Annotated in this window: 12 protein-coding genes; 4 read left to right on the top strand and 8 right to left on the bottom strand. The window is 64.1% G+C overall.

Annotated elements, in window-relative coordinates; all coding sequences use genetic code 11:
- Positions 1-438 precede the first annotated feature (438 nt).
- Positions 439-1,062, top strand: coding sequence for a MarC family protein (locus VK792_RS18160; protein ID WP_326299289.1), 624 nt, complete (start codon positions 439-441; stop codon positions 1,060-1,062).
- A 109-nt stretch (positions 1,063-1,171) separates the two neighbouring features.
- Here VK792_RS18160 and eda read toward each other — a convergent pair whose 3' ends face one another.
- Positions 1,172-1,816, bottom strand: a complete 645-nt coding sequence (gene eda / locus VK792_RS18155; protein WP_326299290.1) for a bifunctional 4-hydroxy-2-oxoglutarate aldolase/2-dehydro-3-deoxy-phosphogluconate aldolase — start codon at positions 1,814-1,816, stop codon at positions 1,172-1,174.
- A gap of 256 nt (positions 1,817-2,072) precedes the next feature.
- Between eda and VK792_RS18150 the strand changes: the two genes are divergently transcribed.
- A complete protein-coding gene (locus tag VK792_RS18150) occupies positions 2,073-2,825 on the top strand; it encodes a hypothetical protein (protein ID WP_326299288.1) in 753 nt (250 codons plus the stop codon).
- Between the two features lie 50 nt (positions 2,826-2,875).
- Here VK792_RS18150 and edd read toward each other — a convergent pair whose 3' ends face one another.
- A complete protein-coding gene (gene edd / locus VK792_RS18145; RefSeq protein WP_326299287.1) occupies positions 2,876-4,681 on the bottom strand; it encodes a phosphogluconate dehydratase in 1,806 nt (601 codons plus the stop codon).
- 143 nt (positions 4,682-4,824) lie between these two features.
- Between edd and VK792_RS18140 the strand changes: the two genes are divergently transcribed.
- Together VK792_RS18140 and VK792_RS18135 are read left to right on the top strand one after the other, a co-directional pair.
- On the top strand, positions 4,825-6,021 hold the full coding sequence (locus tag VK792_RS18140; protein WP_326299286.1) for an RSP_2647 family RNA methyltransferase: 1,197 nt from the start codon (positions 4,825-4,827) through the stop codon (positions 6,019-6,021).
- Complete coding sequence (locus VK792_RS18135) at positions 6,018-6,557, top strand: RSP_2648 family PIN domain-containing protein (protein ID WP_326299285.1); 540 nt, start codon at positions 6,018-6,020, stop codon at positions 6,555-6,557. Before VK792_RS18140 ends, VK792_RS18135 begins: the two co-directional genes overlap by 4 nt.
- A gap of 120 nt (positions 6,558-6,677) precedes the next feature.
- Here the strand turns inward: VK792_RS18135 and VK792_RS18130 are convergent, their stop codons facing one another.
- The 6 genes from VK792_RS18130 to VK792_RS18105 form a co-directional block, all read right to left on the bottom strand.
- A complete protein-coding gene (locus tag VK792_RS18130) occupies positions 6,678-6,947 on the bottom strand; it encodes a hypothetical protein (protein WP_326299284.1) in 270 nt (89 codons plus the stop codon).
- On the bottom strand, positions 6,944-9,721 hold the full coding sequence (glnE, locus tag VK792_RS18125; RefSeq protein ID WP_326299283.1) for a bifunctional [glutamate--ammonia ligase]-adenylyl-L-tyrosine phosphorylase/[glutamate--ammonia-ligase] adenylyltransferase: 2,778 nt from the start codon (positions 9,719-9,721) through the stop codon (positions 6,944-6,946). The genes VK792_RS18130 and glnE overlap by 4 nt, the downstream gene beginning before the upstream one ends.
- 156 nt (positions 9,722-9,877) lie before the next feature.
- Positions 9,878-10,762: a shikimate dehydrogenase gene (locus VK792_RS18120; RefSeq protein WP_326299282.1), complete on the bottom strand. Its 885-nt coding sequence runs from the start codon at positions 10,760-10,762 to the stop codon at positions 9,878-9,880.
- 119 nt (positions 10,763-10,881) lie between these two features.
- Entirely contained in the window at positions 10,882-12,975 is a 2,094-nt protein-coding gene (locus tag VK792_RS18115) for a DUF4214 domain-containing protein (RefSeq protein WP_326299281.1), read from the bottom strand.
- A 57-nt stretch (positions 12,976-13,032) separates the two neighbouring features.
- Positions 13,033-18,825: a DUF4214 domain-containing protein gene (locus tag VK792_RS18110; RefSeq protein WP_326299280.1), complete on the bottom strand. Its 5,793-nt coding sequence runs from the start codon at positions 18,823-18,825 to the stop codon at positions 13,033-13,035.
- Between the two features lie 84 nt (positions 18,826-18,909).
- On the bottom strand, positions 18,910-19,885 hold a 976-nt coding region (locus VK792_RS18105; protein WP_326299279.1), incomplete at its 5' end, for a methyltransferase regulatory domain-containing protein.

Raw genomic sequence — 19,885 nt, 5'->3', positions numbered from 1 at the left:
CGTTTGGCGGGCAGACCCCAACGACATCATCGCCGCAAGAAATCGAGGGTTCCAAATGTTGGATTCAATCCACTAGGAAGCCCGGCGGCGGACGGCAAGATGGGACACCGCAGAGGCGTTCGGGGCGTTGCGTTGACCGCGCCCCCGGGGGGCGCTCTGTGCGATCTGGCCGGTGCGCGCTGTGCCGATCCGTCCTGCCCCGCGGCGTTCGATCGAGGGCCGCCTTCCACTGGACCTGCGCGCCATCGGGATCGGCGCACGGCGCGCGCCGGGTTTGACGGCCGGTTGCAACCCGGTAGGATGACCGGCCAGAGGCGAACCGGCAAGCGCGCTGGTCTTTTTGGCCCGGTTGCGCGTTTTGCCCGGTGACGCGCCATTGTCCGGGCTGCCACGCCGACGGCGCTTGATCCACACGCGCAAACCTGTCAGGCCAGAGGCATGTCGCAGGAAATTCTGACCGCTTTCTTCACGCTTTTCGTGGTGATCGACCCGATCGGGCTGGCGCCGCTCTATGTCGCGCTGACCCATGGGGCGGATGCGCGCCATCGCCGAGGCATCGCGCTGCGCGCCTGTCTTGTCGCGTTCGCGGTGCTGACGCTGTTCACCTTCCTTGGCGAAACCGTGCTGGGTTTTGCCGGGATTTCGATGCCCGCCTTTCGCATTGCCGGGGGCGTTTTGCTGTTCCTGACCGCGCTGGACATGTTGTTCGAACGCCGCAGCAAACGCCGCAAGGGCCAGGCCGACGAGGCTGGCGAGGACGACCGCGAGGACCCGTCGGTCTTTCCCATTGCCATTCCGCTGATCGCCGGTCCGGGGTCGATCGCGACGATGATCCTGCTGGCGGGCCAGTCCTCTGACGCCTGGGGCATGGCGGCAGTGCTGGGGGTGATGGTGGCGGTGCTGTTGATCGTGCTGGCGTTTTTCCTGTCGGCCGGGCTGATCGAACGCGCCCTGGGGAAGGTGGGCATCAACGTGGTGACCCGGCTTTTGGGGATGCTGCTGGCAGCGCTGTCGGTCCAGTTCGTTCTGGACGGGCTGCGCGCGGTGGGTTTTGGCGGGTAGCGGCCTTGCCTTCGGGGGCGTGCCCCCTAAAGCGGAGGCCTAGGGGGCGCTGCCCCCTCTGGCGGCTGCGCCGCCATTCACCCCCGGGATATTTTCCGCCAGAAGAAGATCAGGTCCGGGGCAGCGCCGCGGCTTCGCGCGCGAGGATTTCGATCCCGGCCCAGTCGCCCGCAGCAACCTTGTCAGCCGGGGCAACCCAACTGCCGCCGACACAGAGCGTATTGGCAAGCCCCAGGTAGTCATTGGCGTTTTTCAACGAAACGCCGCCCGTCGGGCAGAATTTGACCTGTGGCAGCGGGCCGCCGATGGATTTCAGCGCGGGAGCGCCGCCCGATGCCTCTGCCGGGAAGAATTTCTGCACGGTATAGCCGCGCTCAAGCAGTTCCATCACCTCGGTCGCGGTGGCGGCGCCGGGCAACAGCGGCAGATCATGTTCGGCGCAAGCTGCCAGAAGCCTGTCGGTGGCACCGGGGGACACACCGAAGGTCGCCCCTGCCGCCTTGGCCGCGGCCACGTCTTCGGGCGTCAGCAGCGTGCCGGCCCCCACGACGCCGCCCGGCACCTGCGCCATTTCGCGAATCACGTCAAGCGCGGCCGGCGTGCGCAGCGTCACTTCTAGCGCGGGCAGACCGCCGGCGACCATGGCCTCGGCCAACGGCCGGGCCTGCGCGGTGTCGTTCAGCACCAGCACCGGAACGACCGGGGCAAGACGGCAGATTTCCTCTGCGCGGGCGCTTTGTTCAGCGGGCGACATCATGATGCGATCCTTTCTGGTGTAAGCCTCTCAACGGAAACCAATCCCTGGTTGCCGGCACTCAGGTTCAAGAGTGTCGTTGTTGACAAAATTGCGAAACAGCCGCTTTGATTGTTTGGACGGTGACATTTTTTCCGTCTTGCAAGCGCCGCCCGTTCAGGTCTCGGACAGGGAGAGTTTCCCAGCCTTTGTCCCCTTTGGCAGGTTCGATCCAGGCCGGGCATATTTCAACGTGATCCGAGCAAGGACCTGAATAATGCAATTCGATTTCCACCCGCGAACACCGCTGCGCCTGATCGTCGTAACTGTGGCAGCGGCCGCCCTTTCCGGCTGCATCCAGGGCAATGGCGGTACCGCAGGCGGCACGACCGGAGGCGGCACCGGGGGTACCGGCGGCACGACATCCGCAAGCTTTGCCGCACACCAGTCGCTGTTCAGCCAGTATACCGACACCACCAACCTCAGCAACGCCCCGACCAGCGACATGCCGCCTTCGGGCAACGCGCAATACACCGGATCGGTCGCCTTCGACACGATGATCAAGTCCAGCGACAGTTCGGTGGTCGCGCGCGAAGTGATGGGCGATGTCGACATGACGGTTCAATTCGCCAACAGCGGTCAAAGCCCGATCACCGGCACAGTCGACAACATCCGGGGCAAGGACGCAACCGGCGCCGATTTCACCTGGTCGGCACAGCTGAGCACCGCCAATGCTGCGGGCAGTGGTACGCTGACCACCACCGAAAGCACGATCAACGCCCCCGTCGTGGGCCCGGTCACGACGCGCACCGGCGCCTTCATGGTGAATTTCACCGGCGACATCGATTCCACCAATGCGCCGCAACTGGGCACCACGGGCACGGCGCTGGTGTCGATCGGCGGGGCGATGTTCGGCAGTGGCGCGACCCATTCGGCAGGTCCGGCCAACCTTGTCATCGATGACGACCAGCAGCCCGGCATTTCCGATTTCGCGGGCACCGGTGGCACTTACGTCGTCGAAAAGCGGTAACCCCGCGTTTCTGGACAACCGACGGGCCGTTTCCGGGCGGCCCGTTTGCATTACACCACCACCCCGGCACCGTTCGACGCAAGGCCGACGTTCTTGCGGAACACCTCGAACAACTCTCGTCCGATGCCATGGGCATTGCCCGACAGATCGGCGGTGACCGGCGTGCGGCTGTCGAAATCCGGGGCGAGGCAGGCGATGGTTCCGGCGACCGCGTCGACGCGCAACAGATCGCCATCGCGCAGCCGGGCCAGCGGGCCCGCATCGGCGGCTTCGGGACAGACGTGGATCGCGGCGGGGACCTTGCCGCTGGCACCGGACATGCGGCCATCGGTGACCAGTGCCACCTTCAACCCGCGATCCTGCAGCACCGCCAGCGTCGGTGTCAGCCCATGCAGTTCCGGCATGCCGTTGGCCTTGGGTCCCTGGAACCGGACAACGATGATGACGTCATCAGAAAACTCGCCGGCTTTGAACGCCGCCTTCACGCTGTCCTGGTCGTGGAAAATCCGGGCGGGTGCCTCGATCACATGACGTTCGGGGGCGACCGCGGAAACCTTCATCATGCCATGGCCAAGATTGCCCGACAGTTGTTTCAGCCCGCCCGTGGGCTGGAACGGATCCGAGGCGGGGCGCAGGATCTTGTCGTTCTGGGAAACGCCCGGCGCGGGACGCCAGACGGCCTTGCCCTCTTCCAGCATCGGTTCTTGCGTATAGCGCGACAGCCCCTTGCCGGCGATGGTGGTCACGTCGTCATGCAGCAAACCCGCGCCCAGCAATTCACCGATCATGTAGGCCAGCCCGCCCGCGGCGTGGAAATGGTTCACGTCGGCCAGCCCGTTGGGATAGACCTTGGCCATCAAGGGCGTAACATCGGAAATGATATCGAAATCCTCGACCTCCAGCAGGATACCGGCGGCGCGGGCCATCGCGGGCAGATGCAGGACAAGGTTCGTGGACCCGCCTGTTGCCATCAGCCCGACGATGCCGTTGACGAAAGCCTTGGCGTCAAGAACATCGCAGACTGGGGTGAAGTCTGCCCCCTGGGCCGAGATGTGCAGTGCCCGTTCCGCTGCGGCCACGGTCAGCGCCTCGCGTACCGGGGTGCCGGGGCCGACAAAGCTGGCGCCGGGCAGGTGCAGCCCCATTAATTCCATCAGCATCTGGTTGGAATTGGCGGTGCCGTAAAACGTGCAGGTGCCCGGGCTGTGATAGCTGGCCATCTCGGCCGCCATCAGCTTGTCGCGGCCGACTTCGCCGGTGGCGTATTGCTGGCGCACCTTGGCCTTTTCGTCGTTCGGGATGCCCGACGGCATCGGTCCGGCAGGCACGAAGATGCCCGGCAGAAAGCCGAACGTGGCCGCGGCCATCACAAGCCCCGGCACGATCTTGTCGCAGACGCCAAGGTAAAGCGCGCTGTCGAACGTGTTGTGCGACAGTGCGACGGCGGCAGCGAGGGCGATCACGTCGCGGGAAAACAGCGACAGTTCCATTCCCGGCTGCCCCTGGGTGACACCGTCACACATCGCGGGCACGCCGCCAGCGACCTGCGCCGTGCCGCCATTCCGGCGCGCGGCATCGCGGATCAGCTGCGGATAGGTTTCAAACGGCTGGTGCGCCGAAAGCATGTCGTTATAGGCGGTGACGATCCCGATGTTCGGGCCGGCGTCGCGGGCCAGGGTCTGCTTGTCGTCGCCCATCGCGGCGTAGGCGTGGGCCTGGTTGCCACAGCTCAGATGGGCGCGGCGCGGCCCGTCGTCGATAGCCCGGCGCATGCGGTCCAGGTACGCGGCCCGGGTCTGGGCGCTGCGGGCTTCGATCCGGGCGGTGACTTCGGCGATGGTGGGATGCAGGGTCATGGCTCTTCCGGTCGGTTGCAGTCAGTCGGCGGTGATGTCGCGGCCGTCCCTGCGCATCTACATCCGTTAGCGCTAATTGTAAACCCATCCGCTGCGGTGCAGAGGCACTTTCGCCACGTCTCGCTTAAGGCTATGGAGTTGTCATGAGTGATACAAGCCTTCCCGTGGTGCGTCTGCGCCCCAAAGCCAATGCCACCGCGATCCGGCGGGGCTTTCCCTGGATTTTCGCCGATGAGCTGGTCGTCGACCGGCGTACCAAGGCGCTGTCGCCCGGCACCATCGCCCTGCTAGAAGATGCCGAGCGCACGCCGCTGGGTGTGGTCGGCGTGACACCCGCGTCAAAGATCGTCGCCCGCATGCTGGACCTGCGCGGCACCGCGGCCCCCGACAAGGCGTGGTTGAAGGACCGGCTTGCAAAGGCGCTGTCGCTGCGCGAACGGCTGTTCGATGCGCCATTCTACCGCCTGGTCCATGCCGAGGCCGACGGGCTTCCCGGGGTCATCATCGACCGCTTTGGCCCGACCTGCGTGATCCAGCCCAACGCCGCCTGGGCCGAGGCCCTGCTGCCCAAAATGACCGAAGCGCTGGCCGAAGTGACGGGCTGCGCCAACATCCTGAAGAACGCCGGATCGCGTGGCCGCGCGCTGGAAGGTCTGGACGCTGCCGACGCTGTGCTGCTGGGCACGGCACCCGATGCACCGGTGCCGGTGCAAATGAACGGCGCGACCTACATGGCCGACCTGACCGGCGGACAAAAGACCGGGCTGTTCTATGACCAGCGTCCAAACCACGGCTTCACCGCGCGGCTGGCCCAGGGGCAGAAGGTGCTGGACGTGTTTTCCCATGTCGGCGGCTTTGCGTTGGCGGCATTGGCGGGGGGCGCGGAAAGCGCGCTGTCGGTCGACGGCTCTGCACCAGCCTTGGCGCTGGCGCAAAAAGGGGCCGAAGCGATGGACATGGCAGAGCGCTTTGCCACCCGGCAGGGCGACGCTTTTGCCGTGATGACCGATCTTGCCGACGCCGGGGACCGCTTTGGTGTGGTCGTCTGCGACCCGCCTGCCTTCGCCCCGTCGAAACCGGCACTGGAAGCCGGGGTGCGCGCCTATGAGCGCGTTGCCCGCCTGGCCGCGCCGCTGGTGGCCGAGGACGGCTATCTGGTGCTGTGCTCATGCTCTCACGCGGCGGACCTTGCGAAGTTCCAGGGCGCCTGCCTGCGTGGCATCGGGCGCGCAGGACGCCGGGCGCAACTGATCTATACCGGATACGCCGGTCCCGATCATCCGCTGCTGCCGCAACTGGCGGAATCGGGCTACCTCAAGGCGCTGGTGTTTCGCCTGTGAAGGTGCTGCTGGATACCTGTGTCCTGTACCCGACGGTGACGCGGGAACTGCTGCTGGGGGTCGCGGCGACGGGCGCGTTTCAGCCGCTATGGTCGGACCGGATCCTGGAAGAATGGGCCCGCGCCGCACGCAAGCTGGGCCCGGCGGGCGAAGCGCAGGCGCGCGCAGAGATCGCACAGTTGCGCGTGGCCTGGCCAAAGGCCGCGGTCAGCTGGTCGCCGTCGCTGGAAGCGCGGCTGTGGTTGCCCGATCCGGCGGATGTCCACGTGTTGGCGGCGGCGATTGCCGGGTCGGCGGATGTGGTCGTGACGATGAACGCCGCCGATTTTCCCCGCGGCGTTCTGGCCGAGGAAGGGCTGAGCCGCGCCGACCCCGACAGTTTCCTGCTGGGGCTGTGGCAGGCGCGCCCCGAACAGGTGGTGCCGGTCTGCGAGGCCGTCCTGGCCGAGGCACGGCGCTTGTCCGGTGAGGACTGGCAAATGCGGGCGCTGTTGAAAAAGGCCCGGCTGCCTCGGCTTGGCAAGGCGCTGGGGTAGCGGTTTTTCGGGTAACGGTTTTTCGTCGAAAAACCGTTTTGGGGGCGCTGCCCCCAAACCCCCGAGGTATTTGAAAAACCAAAGACAGGGGGGGCAAGAGGTCCGGTCCGATGGCCCGTTCTACGGGCTTGTGCGCCCTGCCCGGCCACCGCGGCGGCGCGGGACGGCGGCAGCGGCAAGGCCCGCGGTCAGCACATCGGTCATCGGGTGGCCAGCGGCGCCGTGGCGGGCCAGCAGGATGCGCAGGCTGGCTGCGGTATCGCTGCCGTCCGGCATCGACAGCGCCCAGTCGAGGAAGATCGTCCGGCAATCGCTTTCAGTGATGCCGTCGATGCGGTAGCTTTCCGCGATCAGGGCCTTGGGATCGTGGGCATCGCCGCGTGTCTTCATGGCTTTTCCTCCGGTGGCGGCAAGGTGGCTTTGATCAGCGCCGCGCTGTCCATGGTGCAGCGGGTCAGCCTGTCCTGCAAGCCCGGCATGTCCTGCGTGCCGGTCAGCCGGGTCAGGAACGCCGCGCCCCCTGCCCCCAGCGCATCGGGCTCGACCGCGCCATCGCGGATCAGGCGCGACCCGATCTGCAGCGCCCAGCACAGGTCATAGGTGTCCTGCAGGCGCTGCGCGGCCTCGGCTGCTAGCCATCCCTGATCGGCGGCGGCGGACAGCCCGTCGCGGACCGCGCGCGGTGCCAAGCCAGACAACAGCGCCCCGGCCTGGGCGACAAGTTCGATATCCATCATCCGGCCCGGCCCCAGCTTGGGGTCAAGCCCGCCGTGGCCCGCCTTGGACGCGGCCAGCCGGGCGCGCATTTGCGACACCTCTTGCAGAACATGGGCCGTGTCGCGCGGCGCGCGCAGCACCTCGGTGCGGAAGACTTCGACATCGGCGGCAAGCGCAGCGGGACCGGCCAGCACCCGCGCGCGGGTCAACGCGAGGTGTTCCCAGACCCATGCCTCGGACCGTTGATAGTTGCGGAAGCTTTCCAGCGAGGTGGCCACCGGGCCCTGGGTGCCCGAGGGGCGCAGGCGCATGTCGATCTCGTACAGCCGACCTTCGGCCATCGGGGCCGACATCGCGGTGACCAGCGCCTGAGTCAGCCGGGCGTAGTAGGTGCGCGCGGGCAACGGGCGGCGGCCATCCGAGGCGTCGATCCCCGCCGGGTCATAAATGACGATCACGTCGAGGTCGGACCGGGCGTGCAACCGCGCCGCGCCAAGGCTGCCCATTCCCAGCACCACCGCGCCGCGCCCTGGGCAATCCCCGTGTTTGAGCGCGAACTGCGCCTGCACCTCGGGCCAGAGCGCGGCAAGACAGGCCTGGGCCAGGTCGGCGTATTCGCGGCCCGCGTCTTCTGGCCCGACGAGGCCACGCAGCAGATGCACCCCGATGCGGAAGTGCCATTCCTTGGCCCATCGCCGCGCGGTGTCGAGCTTGCGTTCGTAGTCCGCTTCGCGTCCAAGTGCGGCGGCCAGTTCGGCTTGCAACGCCGCGGCGCCCGGCCAGGGGCGGAAGAAATCGCCCCCGATCACCGCATCGAACACGGCGGCATTGCGCGCCAGGTAGCGGGCAAGGTCGGGCGAGGTCGAGACGATATCGACCAGCAGGTCGATCAGATGCGGGTTGGCATCGAAAAGCGAAAACAACTGCACCCCGGCGGGCAGCCCTTCGAGGAAGCCGTCAAAGGCCAGGAGCGCCTCTTCCGGCTTGGCGGCGGCCCGCAGGCGGGACAGGATATCTGGCTTCAACCGCTTGAAAATCGCCACCGCGCGTTCGGACCGGAGCGCGGGATAGCTGAGCCAGCGGGCGGTCACGGCGTCGTCTTCGGCGGGTTCGATCGGGTCGGGCCCGTCAGGGGCAAAGAAGCTTTCGGTGACGGCGTGGACCTCTTCCAGCCGGGCCCGCAGGGTGGCTTTCAGCGACTCGGCTTCCGTGCCCATGAACGCGGCCAGCCGTTCGAACCCTTCCGCGCTGCGTGGCAAGGTATGGGTTTGGCTGTCGTTGAACATCTGCACCCGGTGTTCAACCTCACGGTGCTGGCGGTAGCGGTCGATCAAAACCTGTGCGGCGTCCTGCGGCACCCAGCCCTTCGCGGCCAGTACCGTCAGCCCGGGCACGGTGCCGCGCACGCGCAGGTCGGGGTCGCGCCCGCCGGAAATGAGCTGCCGTGTCTGGGTGAAGAACTCGATCTCGCGGATACCGCCACGCCCCAGCTTCATGTTGTGGTCGGCCAGCGTGATCGGCCCGCCCAACCCTTTGTGTTCGCGGATCGCAAGGCGCATGTTGTGGGCGTCCTCGATCGCGGCGAAATCCAGGTGCTTGCGCCAGACGAACGGACGCAGCGACTGCTGGAACCGGTTGCCCGCCGCGATATCGCCGGCACAGGGCCGCGCCTTGATCCAGGCGGCGCGTTCCCAGGTCCGGCCCAGGCTTTCGTAGTATCGCTCTGCCGCCTCCATCGCGATGCAGACCGGGGTAACGGCGGGATCGGGGCGCAGGCGCAGATCGGTGCGAAAGACATAGCCTTCGGCGGTCACGTCGTTCAGCATCGCCGCGGCCTTGCGGGTGGCCCGGACGAAACTGGCACGGGCCTCAAGAAAATCCTCCGGGTCGAACCGGGTCTCGTCGAACAGGCAGATCAGATCGATGTCAGAGGAGTAGTTGAGCTCTCCCGCGCCCATTTTGCCCATGGCGAAGGCGACCATGCCGCCGGCGGTCTCGGCGTCGTCCTCGGTCGCGCCCGGCAGCTTGTTGCGCTTGATCTCTGCCGAGACACAGGCGCGCAGGGCCAGGTGCGTGGCCAGATCGGCCAGATCCGTCAAGGCCCCCGTGACCTGCTCCAACGCCCAGACACCGCCCAGATCAGCCAGCGCTGTCAGCAGCGCAACCCGGCGCTTGGCCTGCCGCAGTGCCGTCGGCAAGATGTCGGGGGCGGTTTCGCGCAAAGCATCGCACAGCGCGGCTAGCGCGGCCTCTGGCGCATCGACCGCGCCTTGCAGCCAAGCGCCTTCGCGGCCCAGCAAGCCCTTGAGATAGGGGCTGCACCCGGCGGTTCCCGCCAGCACCTCGGCCAGGGCGCCGCTGGCCCAAGGCGCCAGAATCGCGGCCTCTGCCCCGGCATCGGGATCGAAGGGACGTGGACTGCGTGTCAGGCGCGATGCGAAATCCATTTCCCCCCCGGCGTGGAAAACCTGTCGTTCCGGCAAGAGGTTAATCACGGGATTTGCCCCGCCGCAAGGGCCGCCCCTGGCGCCCGGGAACGCCCTTGGCGCGGGCAGAAGGTTCTGCACGGCGATGTCGACCAGGGCGCGTCAGGCCGTACCATGTCAGGCCGGGGCGTCGAACCGGTCAAACGTGGCGCGCATTCTGGAGGGATCGGCGGTCAGACCGCAGAACAATTCGAACGCGCGCACCGCTTGGAAAACCGCCATGCCCGATCCGTCCATGGTCCGGCAGCCGCGCGCGCGTGCGCCGGCCAGCAACGCGGTTTCCAGCGGAAAATAGATGATGTCGGCGACCCATTGCGCCGGTTCCAGCAGGTCGGGTGGAAGGGGGGTACCGGGATGGCTGGCCATGCCCACAGGGGTGGCGTTCACGATCCCGTCCGCGCCGGTCATCGCGTCGGTCGCATCGGGCACAAGGCCGGTACGACCGGCACCAACCCGCGCATTCAGTTGATCCACCAAAAGGCTGGCGGCCGTGCTGTTGCGGTCGCAGATCAGCAGTTCGCCGACGCCAAAATCGACCAGCGCGTTGGCCACCGCCCCCCCGGCCCCACCGGCCCCGATCAGCAGAACGCGGCCCGTGGCGGCACCGGTGAGGTTGCGGCGGCAAGCTTCGGCAAAACCCCAATAGTCTGTGTTGTGCCCAAACCGCTTGCCATCGCGAAACACCACGGTATTGACCGCGTTCACCGATCTGGCAGAGCTGGAAAGCACGTCAACATACCCCATCACCGCCTGCTTGAACGGGTGGGTGACGTTCACACCATTGAACCCGGCCTGTTCGGCCCGGTCCAGCAGGTCGGCGAGGGGCGCGTCGTTCAGTGCGGTGTCGATCAGCGCATAGCGATAGTCGAGGCCCTGCGCCGCGCCTTCGTCGATATGCATCTTCGGGGTGCGTGACTTCTGGATCCCGTGGCCGATCAGCCCTACCTGCACTGTCCGGGGCGGAGAAACGGCACAGGCGCGTGATCCGGCGTTGGATGTCATGACCGCTCCTTGCGGTGAATCCGGGCGCGAACCGCCCGCGCGGAATTTAGTACCAAACGGTCCAGGATGTTCAAGCCTTCGCGCCCGGCAAGGCCCAGCGCCTGCCCCCTGCCCGCCGCTCAGACCAGGATGATGTCGTCGTCGATCTGGCCCATCTGCACCCCCAGCAAGGTCACGCTGACACCCTGATCGGCAAAGAGCACGTTGGCCCCGCTTTGTGTCATGTGGCTGCGCGCATCACCGTCGCTGGCATAGCCGAAACCGGTGAAATGCAAGGTGTCCCATGGCTCCAGGTCCAACACCACGTTGTCGCCTGCATCCGCTGCATCGAAGACGAACACATCCGCCCCGATCCCGCCCGTCAGTGTGTCGTTTCCCGGACCGCCGTCCAGCGGCACCTGCGGGCCGTGGCCGCGCATCCACACCTCCAGCGGGTCGGCCTGCATGGCAATGAATTCGGCGCTTTCGGCAATGGCCAGGACGATCTGCGCACGGCTGGCACCACCGTCCAGCGCAGCGGTCCAGCCCGTCAGGCCCCCTGCATCCACCGCACGGCCCAGAATGTTCTGATACAGCGCCGCTACGAAGTCTGCATTTGTCATGTCGTCATAGGCCGGGCGGAACTCTGGGCTGGCGACAAATTCTTCCATCACCTCAAGCATCGTGGTGCCATGGGCCAAATACCAGGTGAACTTGGTAAAGCCGAGCGGGTCTGGCGCGCGTTCCAAGCCGGCCTGGTACATGCGGAACACCTCGTCCGTCCAGCTTGCCGGATCATAGGTTCGGGCGTATTGCATCGCCGCGAGGGCGGTGGCGTTCTGAAACTCCTGGCTTTGGGAAAAGCCGATCAGCACCTGCGCCCGTGTCGCCCCACCGGCCAGCGCACCAAGCCAGTCCGACAGCCCGCCGGAATCAGGCGCACGGCCCAGGACATTCAGGTACAATTGCTCGACATACTGTGCGTCGGTCAGCACCCCGTAGGTGGCCAGAAACTCTGCCGAATTGGCAAAGCCGTTGGCGATGTCGACCACGTCTGCGCCGCGCTCCAGCTGGCCAACCCAATTCAGAAAGCCGGAATGGTCAGGATTGCGATCAAGCGCGGCGTGATACAAGCGAAACACCTGGCCCGGGATCCCCGGGGCTTGGTAAAGCTGCAGCCCGTCGCCAACGTAGAGCGCGTCGGTGTCTTCGACAAAACGCTGCGTATAAACCTTATTGTGCCAATCGCTAGCAGACCGATCAACGAGGTTTGAGATGAACTGGATCGAACCGTCCTCCAGCCGCTCGCTCTTTGTTGTGAGGCCAAGCCCGAGAGAATCCGGGACGGTCCGCAACACCTGGAATTCCATACCAACCCGATCTCCGTTGGCGTCAAACCGCTGCCCCCAGTAGCCCGGCTTGTCCAAGGTCGTCTCCGGCCCTTCCCAAATGGCGACAAATCCCCCGTCTTCCAGCGGCTCGATGCCTTGTACGGTTTGGCTGCCGTATCTGTACGTATTGACGCGAAACTCAGTCCCGACCTTTGCGCCCGAAACATCAAAGCGCTGCCCCACGACTTCAGCCGCATACGTTCTTTGCGCAGACGACGTCCAGATTGCCACGAACCCGCCATCGGACAACGTTGTCGCTTTGATGTCGCTTTGATTGTTGGTTTCTTCGGTATTGATTTGAAACTCTGCCCCTGTTGACGCACCTGTGGCATCAAAAAGCTGAGCGAAGACCCCGAAACCGTCGCTGTCGGTGCCCGTCCAGAAAATCGCGTATCCACCGTTGGAAAGTCCAACCGTACTTGTCGCGACATCGCGTAAAGCCAAAGGTGTCGTATTCACCAGAAACTCGGAGCCGACGGTTGCGCCTGTCGCATCATAAAGCTGGCCAAAGACGCCGCTGAGGCCCCAAATCGCACCTGGCACCAAGGAGTTCCAGCTGATGACAAAGCCACCATCCAGCAACCCGGATGCGGCGGGCAAGATCTGATCGTCCGCTGTGTGCGTGTTGACCCGAAACTCGGTGCCGACCGTCGCCCCCTGCGCGTCGTAGCGCTGCGCATATATGCCACGCCCGCTGCCGTCCTGCCAAGCCGAGCCCCAGGCGATGACATACCCACCATCGGTGAGTGTCGCGATATCCAGGTTCCAAACATCAAACCCGTCGGTGCTGACGGCGGTCACTTCGGTCGTTGGGATCAGGTCAGGCGTGAACGATAGCGTCATAGACGGGCCTCCTATTGCGTAAGTCCCAGAGAACTTTACGCAAAAAGGCGCCCGGCATCAAACCAGTATCATATCTTCGTCGATCTGATCCAACTGCCACCCCAGCAAGGTGGCGCTGACCCCGTGATCCGGGTCATAGAACGCCACATTGTTGTCACGCTGGCTCATCCGAGTGATCGCGTCGGCGGCAGAAGCATAGCCGAAGCCGCTGAACCAGAGGGTATCCCACGGTTCCAGGTCGAGGATCGTGGTAAAGGTCGGTTCGGCCGAACTGAACATGAACGTATCCGGCCCGATGCCACCGGCAAGCCTCTGAACCCCCGTTCCCCCTGACAGCAGGTCATCGCCCGACAGGGATCGCATCCATGCCTCCAATGGCTCGGCCTGCTGCGCCACGAATTCCGCACTTTGCGAGAAGCCAAAGACCACCTGCGACCGGCTTGCGCCGCCGCCAAGTTCGCCCAGCCAATGCGCCAACCCGCCCGCGTCCGCGCCACGGCCCAACACGTTCTGGTACAGCAAATCGACGAAAGCGGTGTCTGTCAGGTTGCCATAGGTGGCCTGGAATTCGGCACTGTTCACAAAGCCGGCCATCACGGTCAAAAGGGGCACGCCGGTTGACAGTTGCGCGGTCCAGTCGAGAAAGCCGCCAAGATCAGGATCGCGCGCCAGCGTGGCGTGGAACAGGCGGAACACGTCGTCCGACCAGACCGCCGGATCGGTTTCCAGGATGTATTGCGCCGCCGCCCCGGCCGTGCTGGTGATGAATTCGGGGCTTTGGGAAAAGCCCAGCAAGACTTGCGCGCGGGTCTGGCCGACGACCGTCATCTGCTCCAGCCAGTTCTGCAAACCTCCCGGGTCGGCATCGCGTCCAAGCACGTTTTGGTAAAGCAACTGGATGAACGCCGCGTCCTCCAGAGGGCCATAGACGCTGCTGAATTCGGCGCTGTTCACAATGCTGCGGGCCAAACCGAGCTCATTGATATAACCCGCGTCAAGCTTGGTCATCCAGTCCAGCAGCCCGGGCCGGTCCGGTTCCCGGCCCAGCCCCGCTTGGTACAGGCGGAACACCATTTCGGGGTAGTTATTGGGGTGGTAATCGAAAAACCGCGCCTGCATGCCGTCGGCAAGAATCGTGTCATTGCCGGCAAAGCCAAAGAAGATTTCTCCGGCATCCGTGCCGATCAGGACATCATCGCCGGAACTGCCGGACACGGTCAGCCGTTCGGGCAGAACGCGCATGGTGGGGGCAGATGTCGCGCCTTCCTCGGCGCCGAAGCCGTCGGCATACCCGACCCGCACAGACAACCGGGCGTTCAGATCCTCGGCCACAACGCGATAGGTTGCCCCGGTTGCCCCGACGATATCCGCCCCGTCCCGCAACCATTGGTATCCGAATTGGCCCAGTCCGTCGGGGTCGCTCAGCCCCAGTGGATCGACCGCCAAGAACGCCCCGACCCGCGGGGCAATCGTGTCGATCACGGGCAGCCCTTCGACCGGATCGTTGACATTGGCCACCGGCATTGTCGGCGCGCTGGTCGTCGCCTCGTCATCGCCGAACCCGTCGACGTAAGACACCTCAACCCGGATCTGGAACCCGACATCGGCTTGCGTCAGCAAATAGCTTTGCCCGTTGGCCTCGGCAATTTCGGCATCTCCACGCAGCCAGAGGTAGTGGAATTCCCCCAGTCCGCCTGTATCGCTGATCCCCGTGGTGTCCGCGTTCAGCACAAAGCCCTGGGTTGGCTGTCCGGTCAGCACCGGATGCCCGGCGACCGGGTTGTTCAGGCTTTCGACCGGATCGGTCGGCAGGCTCGTCACGGTTTCAAACGTACCAAAGCCGTCGGTATAGGTCACCCGGGCGCGGATGACGTTGCCAACGTCGTCTCCGGTCAGCTGGTAGGTCATGTCCAAGGCCCCGGCGATCGGGGTGCCGTTGCGCAACCATTCCACCGCGAAAGTCCCAAGCCCGTCCGCGTCGGCGATGGTCGAGGGATCTGCCGTCAGGGTCTCATCCTGCCGCGCCGTACCGGACAGCGTCAGCGCCCCGGTGGGCGCATAGTTCAGCGGAACCCCCGTCAGGGTGATCGAACTGCCGTCCGACAACGTAACCGTCCGGTCGCCCGCGGCGGTCTGGCCAATCGTGACGGCCCCCAGTTCTTGCTCTGACAAGGCCGAGACATCCAGCCTGTCCTGCGTCACGTCGAAATCGGTGATCGTGTCGTGGCCCATCCCCAGTTCGACCACGAAGGTGTCCGCATCGCTGCCGCCGGTCAGACTGTCGTCGCCGCCGCCCCCGGACAGGCTGTCATTCCCCGCCCCCCCGATCAACGTGTCGTTGCCCCCCAGTCCAAGAAGGGTGTCATCGCCAAGCCCGCCTTCGATCCGGTTGGGATCGGCAGAGCCGGTCAGGTCATCGGCACCGTCACCGGCAACGATGTTTTCGACCCCCGCGATCTGATCCGTGTCGATCTCGGGGCCGCTGGCGGTGCCCAGATCCAGGTTCACCACGATTCCGGCAGAGGTCGAGGTATAGGTGATCGTGTCAACGCCGTCGCCACCGTTATACGTGTCGTTCCCCCGGCCCGAGCCTGCTTCGATCTTGTCGTTGTCGGCACCCCCGTCAACGTCGTCGTCGCCATCGTCGCCGAACAGCGTGTCCTGACCCTTGCCGCCTTTCAGCACGTTGTCGCCCAGGTCACCGTTGACGACGTCGTCGGTGCCAAAGTCCAGGGTCTGTCTGAAATCGGTAAATTCGCCCTGTTGTGTCATGTCGCGCAGCTTGCGCGTCATCAGGCTGTAGCCAAGTGCGAGCTCGATTTCATCGTCGCGCTGGTTCACACCGATAAGGGTCACGTTGTTGAAGTCAAAGACGTCGAAGTCCGCAAAGCCCCCGTTTCCGGTAGAGATTGCGACCGACAGTGTCATGCCTGGGATGGCCTCGCCGTTCTGCGTGACCTCCATCAGTTTCACCAGCCCGGGGCTGAACGCCGGCAGGCGCACCGTCAAGGGGGCCAGGTCGACCCCGGTTTGACCAACCTGCCCAATGTCGTAAAGCGCGGCCAGATCAAGGTTCCAGTCGAACAGTTCGAACTGGTCCTGGTGCAGCTTGTCGGCAGAGGTTCCGGTGATGTCTTCGTGCTGGAAATCCAGGAAGCTGCGCAGTAGGACGTCAGACCCGATGCGGGGCGTGGTGCTGGGCGCCGCGATCTGCCCCGGATTCTGCTGTCCAAAAGTATCCGCTTTGATATCCACGGTTTCGGTGCGTGCGGTCTGACCGCCCTCCCCCGCCCGTTCTTGTTCGATGGTTGCGTCCTGAAAGGCGAAGGTCACACGGGTGTAGGTGTCGCTGGTCATCGAAATGTCGATGACCGACACCTCGCTCATGTCGATGGTCTGTAAGTTTTGCGAAAGTTCGCCCAGCCGGCCGTCAAGATACCGGGTGATCTTGACGTTATCGAGCACCGCACCGGATACCATCGCGTCCATCAAGGCAAGATTGCCCTTCTGTCCGGGGCGCAAATCCACCGAGATCGTGCGATCCAGACCGCGGGAATAGTCAATCGTCGTGGTGTCGGGAAGACCGTCGCCGGTGCTGTCGGTTTCGCTGACATCCAACGTCCGAGCCAGGTCGAAATCGACATTCCCGACCTGAAAGTCGTCAAGATGCTCCTTGTTGGTGACTGCCCCCACGAACGGGCCAAGCTTGGCGTCGGTCACCTCCATGAAGATCAGACCCGGCTCTTGCGCGATACTGGACTGATCTGGTCGGTCGAACCCGGTCGCAACGCCGGACAAGAATGTCATCGAGGTTTTCGAAGAATACGAGACGAATTTGCCAAACGACATCTCTTGTGACGTGAAGGCACCTTTGTTGTCAGTTTCGCCAAATTCGAGCGTGCCACCGGAATAACCGAAATTCACCCGTGTCGCGGTGGAAGAACTGGTATCAACCCCAAGGATGAACGGCTGGTCCAGCCGCACGCGCAGATCAAAGAAACCTTCAAGGCTCGCTTCCCTCGTCGCGGTAAACTCGAGCGATGTGGGCAATTTCCCCCCCACCGCCGATGCCATCAGATTGATGATGCCCGGATCGGAAGGTTCCAGATCGACAGAAAACGGCATGATCAACTGGCTCGGACCATCGCCATAGACCAACGCGCGCATCAGGTCGAATTCATACCCGACGGCATCGAACGCCCCGACGAAAAACTTGGAAACGCTTTCGCCGTCGATATCGCCCAGCTTCAGGAAATAGTCAGAGCTCGAGTCATCGCGCAACTCACGCGGGATGAGGCCGTCTGACGTCATCAACAAACCCGAGAACCCAACCGGGTCGTCTTCCGCTTCAAAGGCCGCCTTGTTCTGGTAAACCGACCACTTGCTCCGATCTGCGACGGCCGACGTTCTCAGCTCTTCGGAAAGCTTGTAAGACTGATACTGGATCGCTTCGAAATCAAAAGTGACGCGCGGTGCAAGATCGTTCTGCAGGAACAGACCTTCGACCGCGGCCCCGGCGAGTTCGACAGTTTCCAGTGGCACTTCGTCGAACGTGCTGCGGGTAATCGTGACCCCGCCAAATTCGGTATCTTTCGAAAGCGCCTGAAGCACTTGTGCGAATTCAATCTCGTCATCAAGGAAATCGACCGTCAGAGTGGTGAACTTTGGCACTCTTCCCGAAACCGGCACTCCGAATTCATTAAAGTCAGACAGCGCTTCGACGCCAAACCCGAATCCCGACAGCTCGAAGGCGAACTCCCGCCGCAACACCTGATCGTGATTTACGTTAGGAATATCAGTTATTTGCAGGAAATAGCGATCACTGGACTGGACCCCCTGCCCAAGTCCGCTTATCCCGTCCGCCCGGGGCGAGCCGGCCAGTTCCGGGTTTTTGCTTGTGTAGGAATAGTCCACCGTGATGTCGTTGCCGGGCTCGATGGACTGCAGCTTTGCTTCCAGCGCCGTCAGAAAGGTGAACCCGACGCGCGTCGCATGATCGTCATCGCGGACGAATGATGTCGCAAGCACAGCATCCGGGGTGATGGTCTGGATGACTTGCTCTTCCTCGCTGTTCACATCGCGTTTCACCTGACTGAAATCAGCCGTTTGCGAGGTGCCAAGCAGGACGGCGTTCAAGACTTGGACAAGTCCCACGTCCTGCGGGTCGAATTCGACATAGACCGGTTCAATCGGGGTGGCCGAGTTGTCGACACGCGCCAGGCCAAAATCCATGTCGACCAGTTCGAATTCACCTTTGTGCAGGCTGTTTTCGGACCCGCCAGCGACATTGCCCAGCTTGAGGTAGGCGTCAAAGTCAACCTCGGGGCCATAGTCGCTGCCGCGCTGACTGCCGACCGTGGTATCCTGCCTGATCGCGGAGTCGTCGATAATGAATTCGACCTCGCGCGTCATCTTGCTTTCGACCGCCCCCAGATCGCTGTAGCCGATGGTTTCGATCTTCAGTGAATCAAAGGACACAGCCAGCATTGTGTTCCCGGTCTGCGACACCCCCATCGCCAGCACCTGTGCGCCGCTCAGCGAATAGTTCTGCAAGACACGTTCCGCGCTGCCATTTTGCGCCCCGTCGGCAACGAACGTCAGCTGCGCCTCTTTGAAACTGGTCTCTCTCAGCAACGCATCTTGCAACAGGATACCGCCCGGCTTCATGCCCGCGATTTCGATCAGCAGCGGCTCGATGGTTGTCTGGCTGCTCTTGTTGTCCGCAAAATCGGTGTAAAGCGTGAAATCGACGGATACGACGTCAAAGCTGGCCTTGTGGTCGGGGTCACTGGAATCCCCGATAACGGGAATTTCGCCGCCACTGAAACTCAGGAAAATATCGGTACTCATGTCGCCCCCACAGGCAGCCAACGATACCAATACACGCAAGGCGGGAAGACCCGGACGCGGGCAGCAATAACTCTGGCCAGAAATCTATGAATCGTCTGATTTCAGAATTGCCTGTCGCTGGCATAAGTCAAGCGATTGCTGCACCAGCCGCTGGCACTCTGGCAGCAATTGGTCCCTGCCGACACCGTCCGGCAGGTCCGATTTCAAACGACCGTCCAGCAGCATATCCGCCAGGGTCGCAGCCAGCGCGGCGTGATCGCGGGTGCCGTCGACAAGGGCCAGGAAGCGGGCGTTGTCGTCCTTGATCTTGACCACCTTGTGCAGCTGGCTTGCAACCCAGGGCTGTTCTTGGGCCAATTGCAGCCGCGCCATTGGCCAGATTTCGGGCCGCGGATCGTCGGCCCGCCCCAGCCGCCGCACCTGGCGGGCGATGCGCACCGTTCCGCCAACCACCGGCGACATCAGGAAACGCAGGAAATCGGCCGAGGCACTGTCACCGCGCAGGACACCGGCTTGGACAAGGTGGTTGCGGATTTCATCCGGGGTGCGGGTGTCGGGCCAGGCCGCCTGCAAGAACCGGTACAACCCAAGCGACAGCGGATCGCACACCATCAGCCGCGCGCCTTCGTCGGCAAACGGGATCGGATCGCCGGCTTTTTCCGGCGCGCCTTCGCGCAGCGACGATGCCAGGTGCAGCCCTGTCAACCGGTCGGCACGGATCGCCCGGCTGACGCGCGCGCGCTGATCAGCCCGCACCAGCAGCGACCGGCGGAACTGCCGACCACCGAAGAAATCCATGTATTGTTCCAGCGCCAGCCCGTCGTCGCCTGCAATTTTGCGGATCAGGCCGCCGGTCTCTGCGGGCATCGCCTCTGGCAGGGACGACCGCAGTTCGGTCTCGCCCAGATAGGCCAGCCCCTGTCCCGCCGCGCGCGTGGCGAATTCGTGGAAATAGCAAGGGTCGTTGTGGGTCGCCAGAAACTCGCCTAGTGGATTGAATCCAACATTTGGAACCCTCGATTTCTTGCGGCGATGATGTCGTTGGGGTCTGCCCGCCAAA

Origin of the sequence: Mesobacterium hydrothermale (assembly GCF_035818635.1) — a bacterium.
GTDB classification, from domain to species: domain Bacteria; phylum Pseudomonadota; class Alphaproteobacteria; order Rhodobacterales; family Rhodobacteraceae; genus Mesobacterium_A; species Mesobacterium_A hydrothermale.
This window is presented reverse-complemented; position numbering and strand designations above follow the sequence as displayed.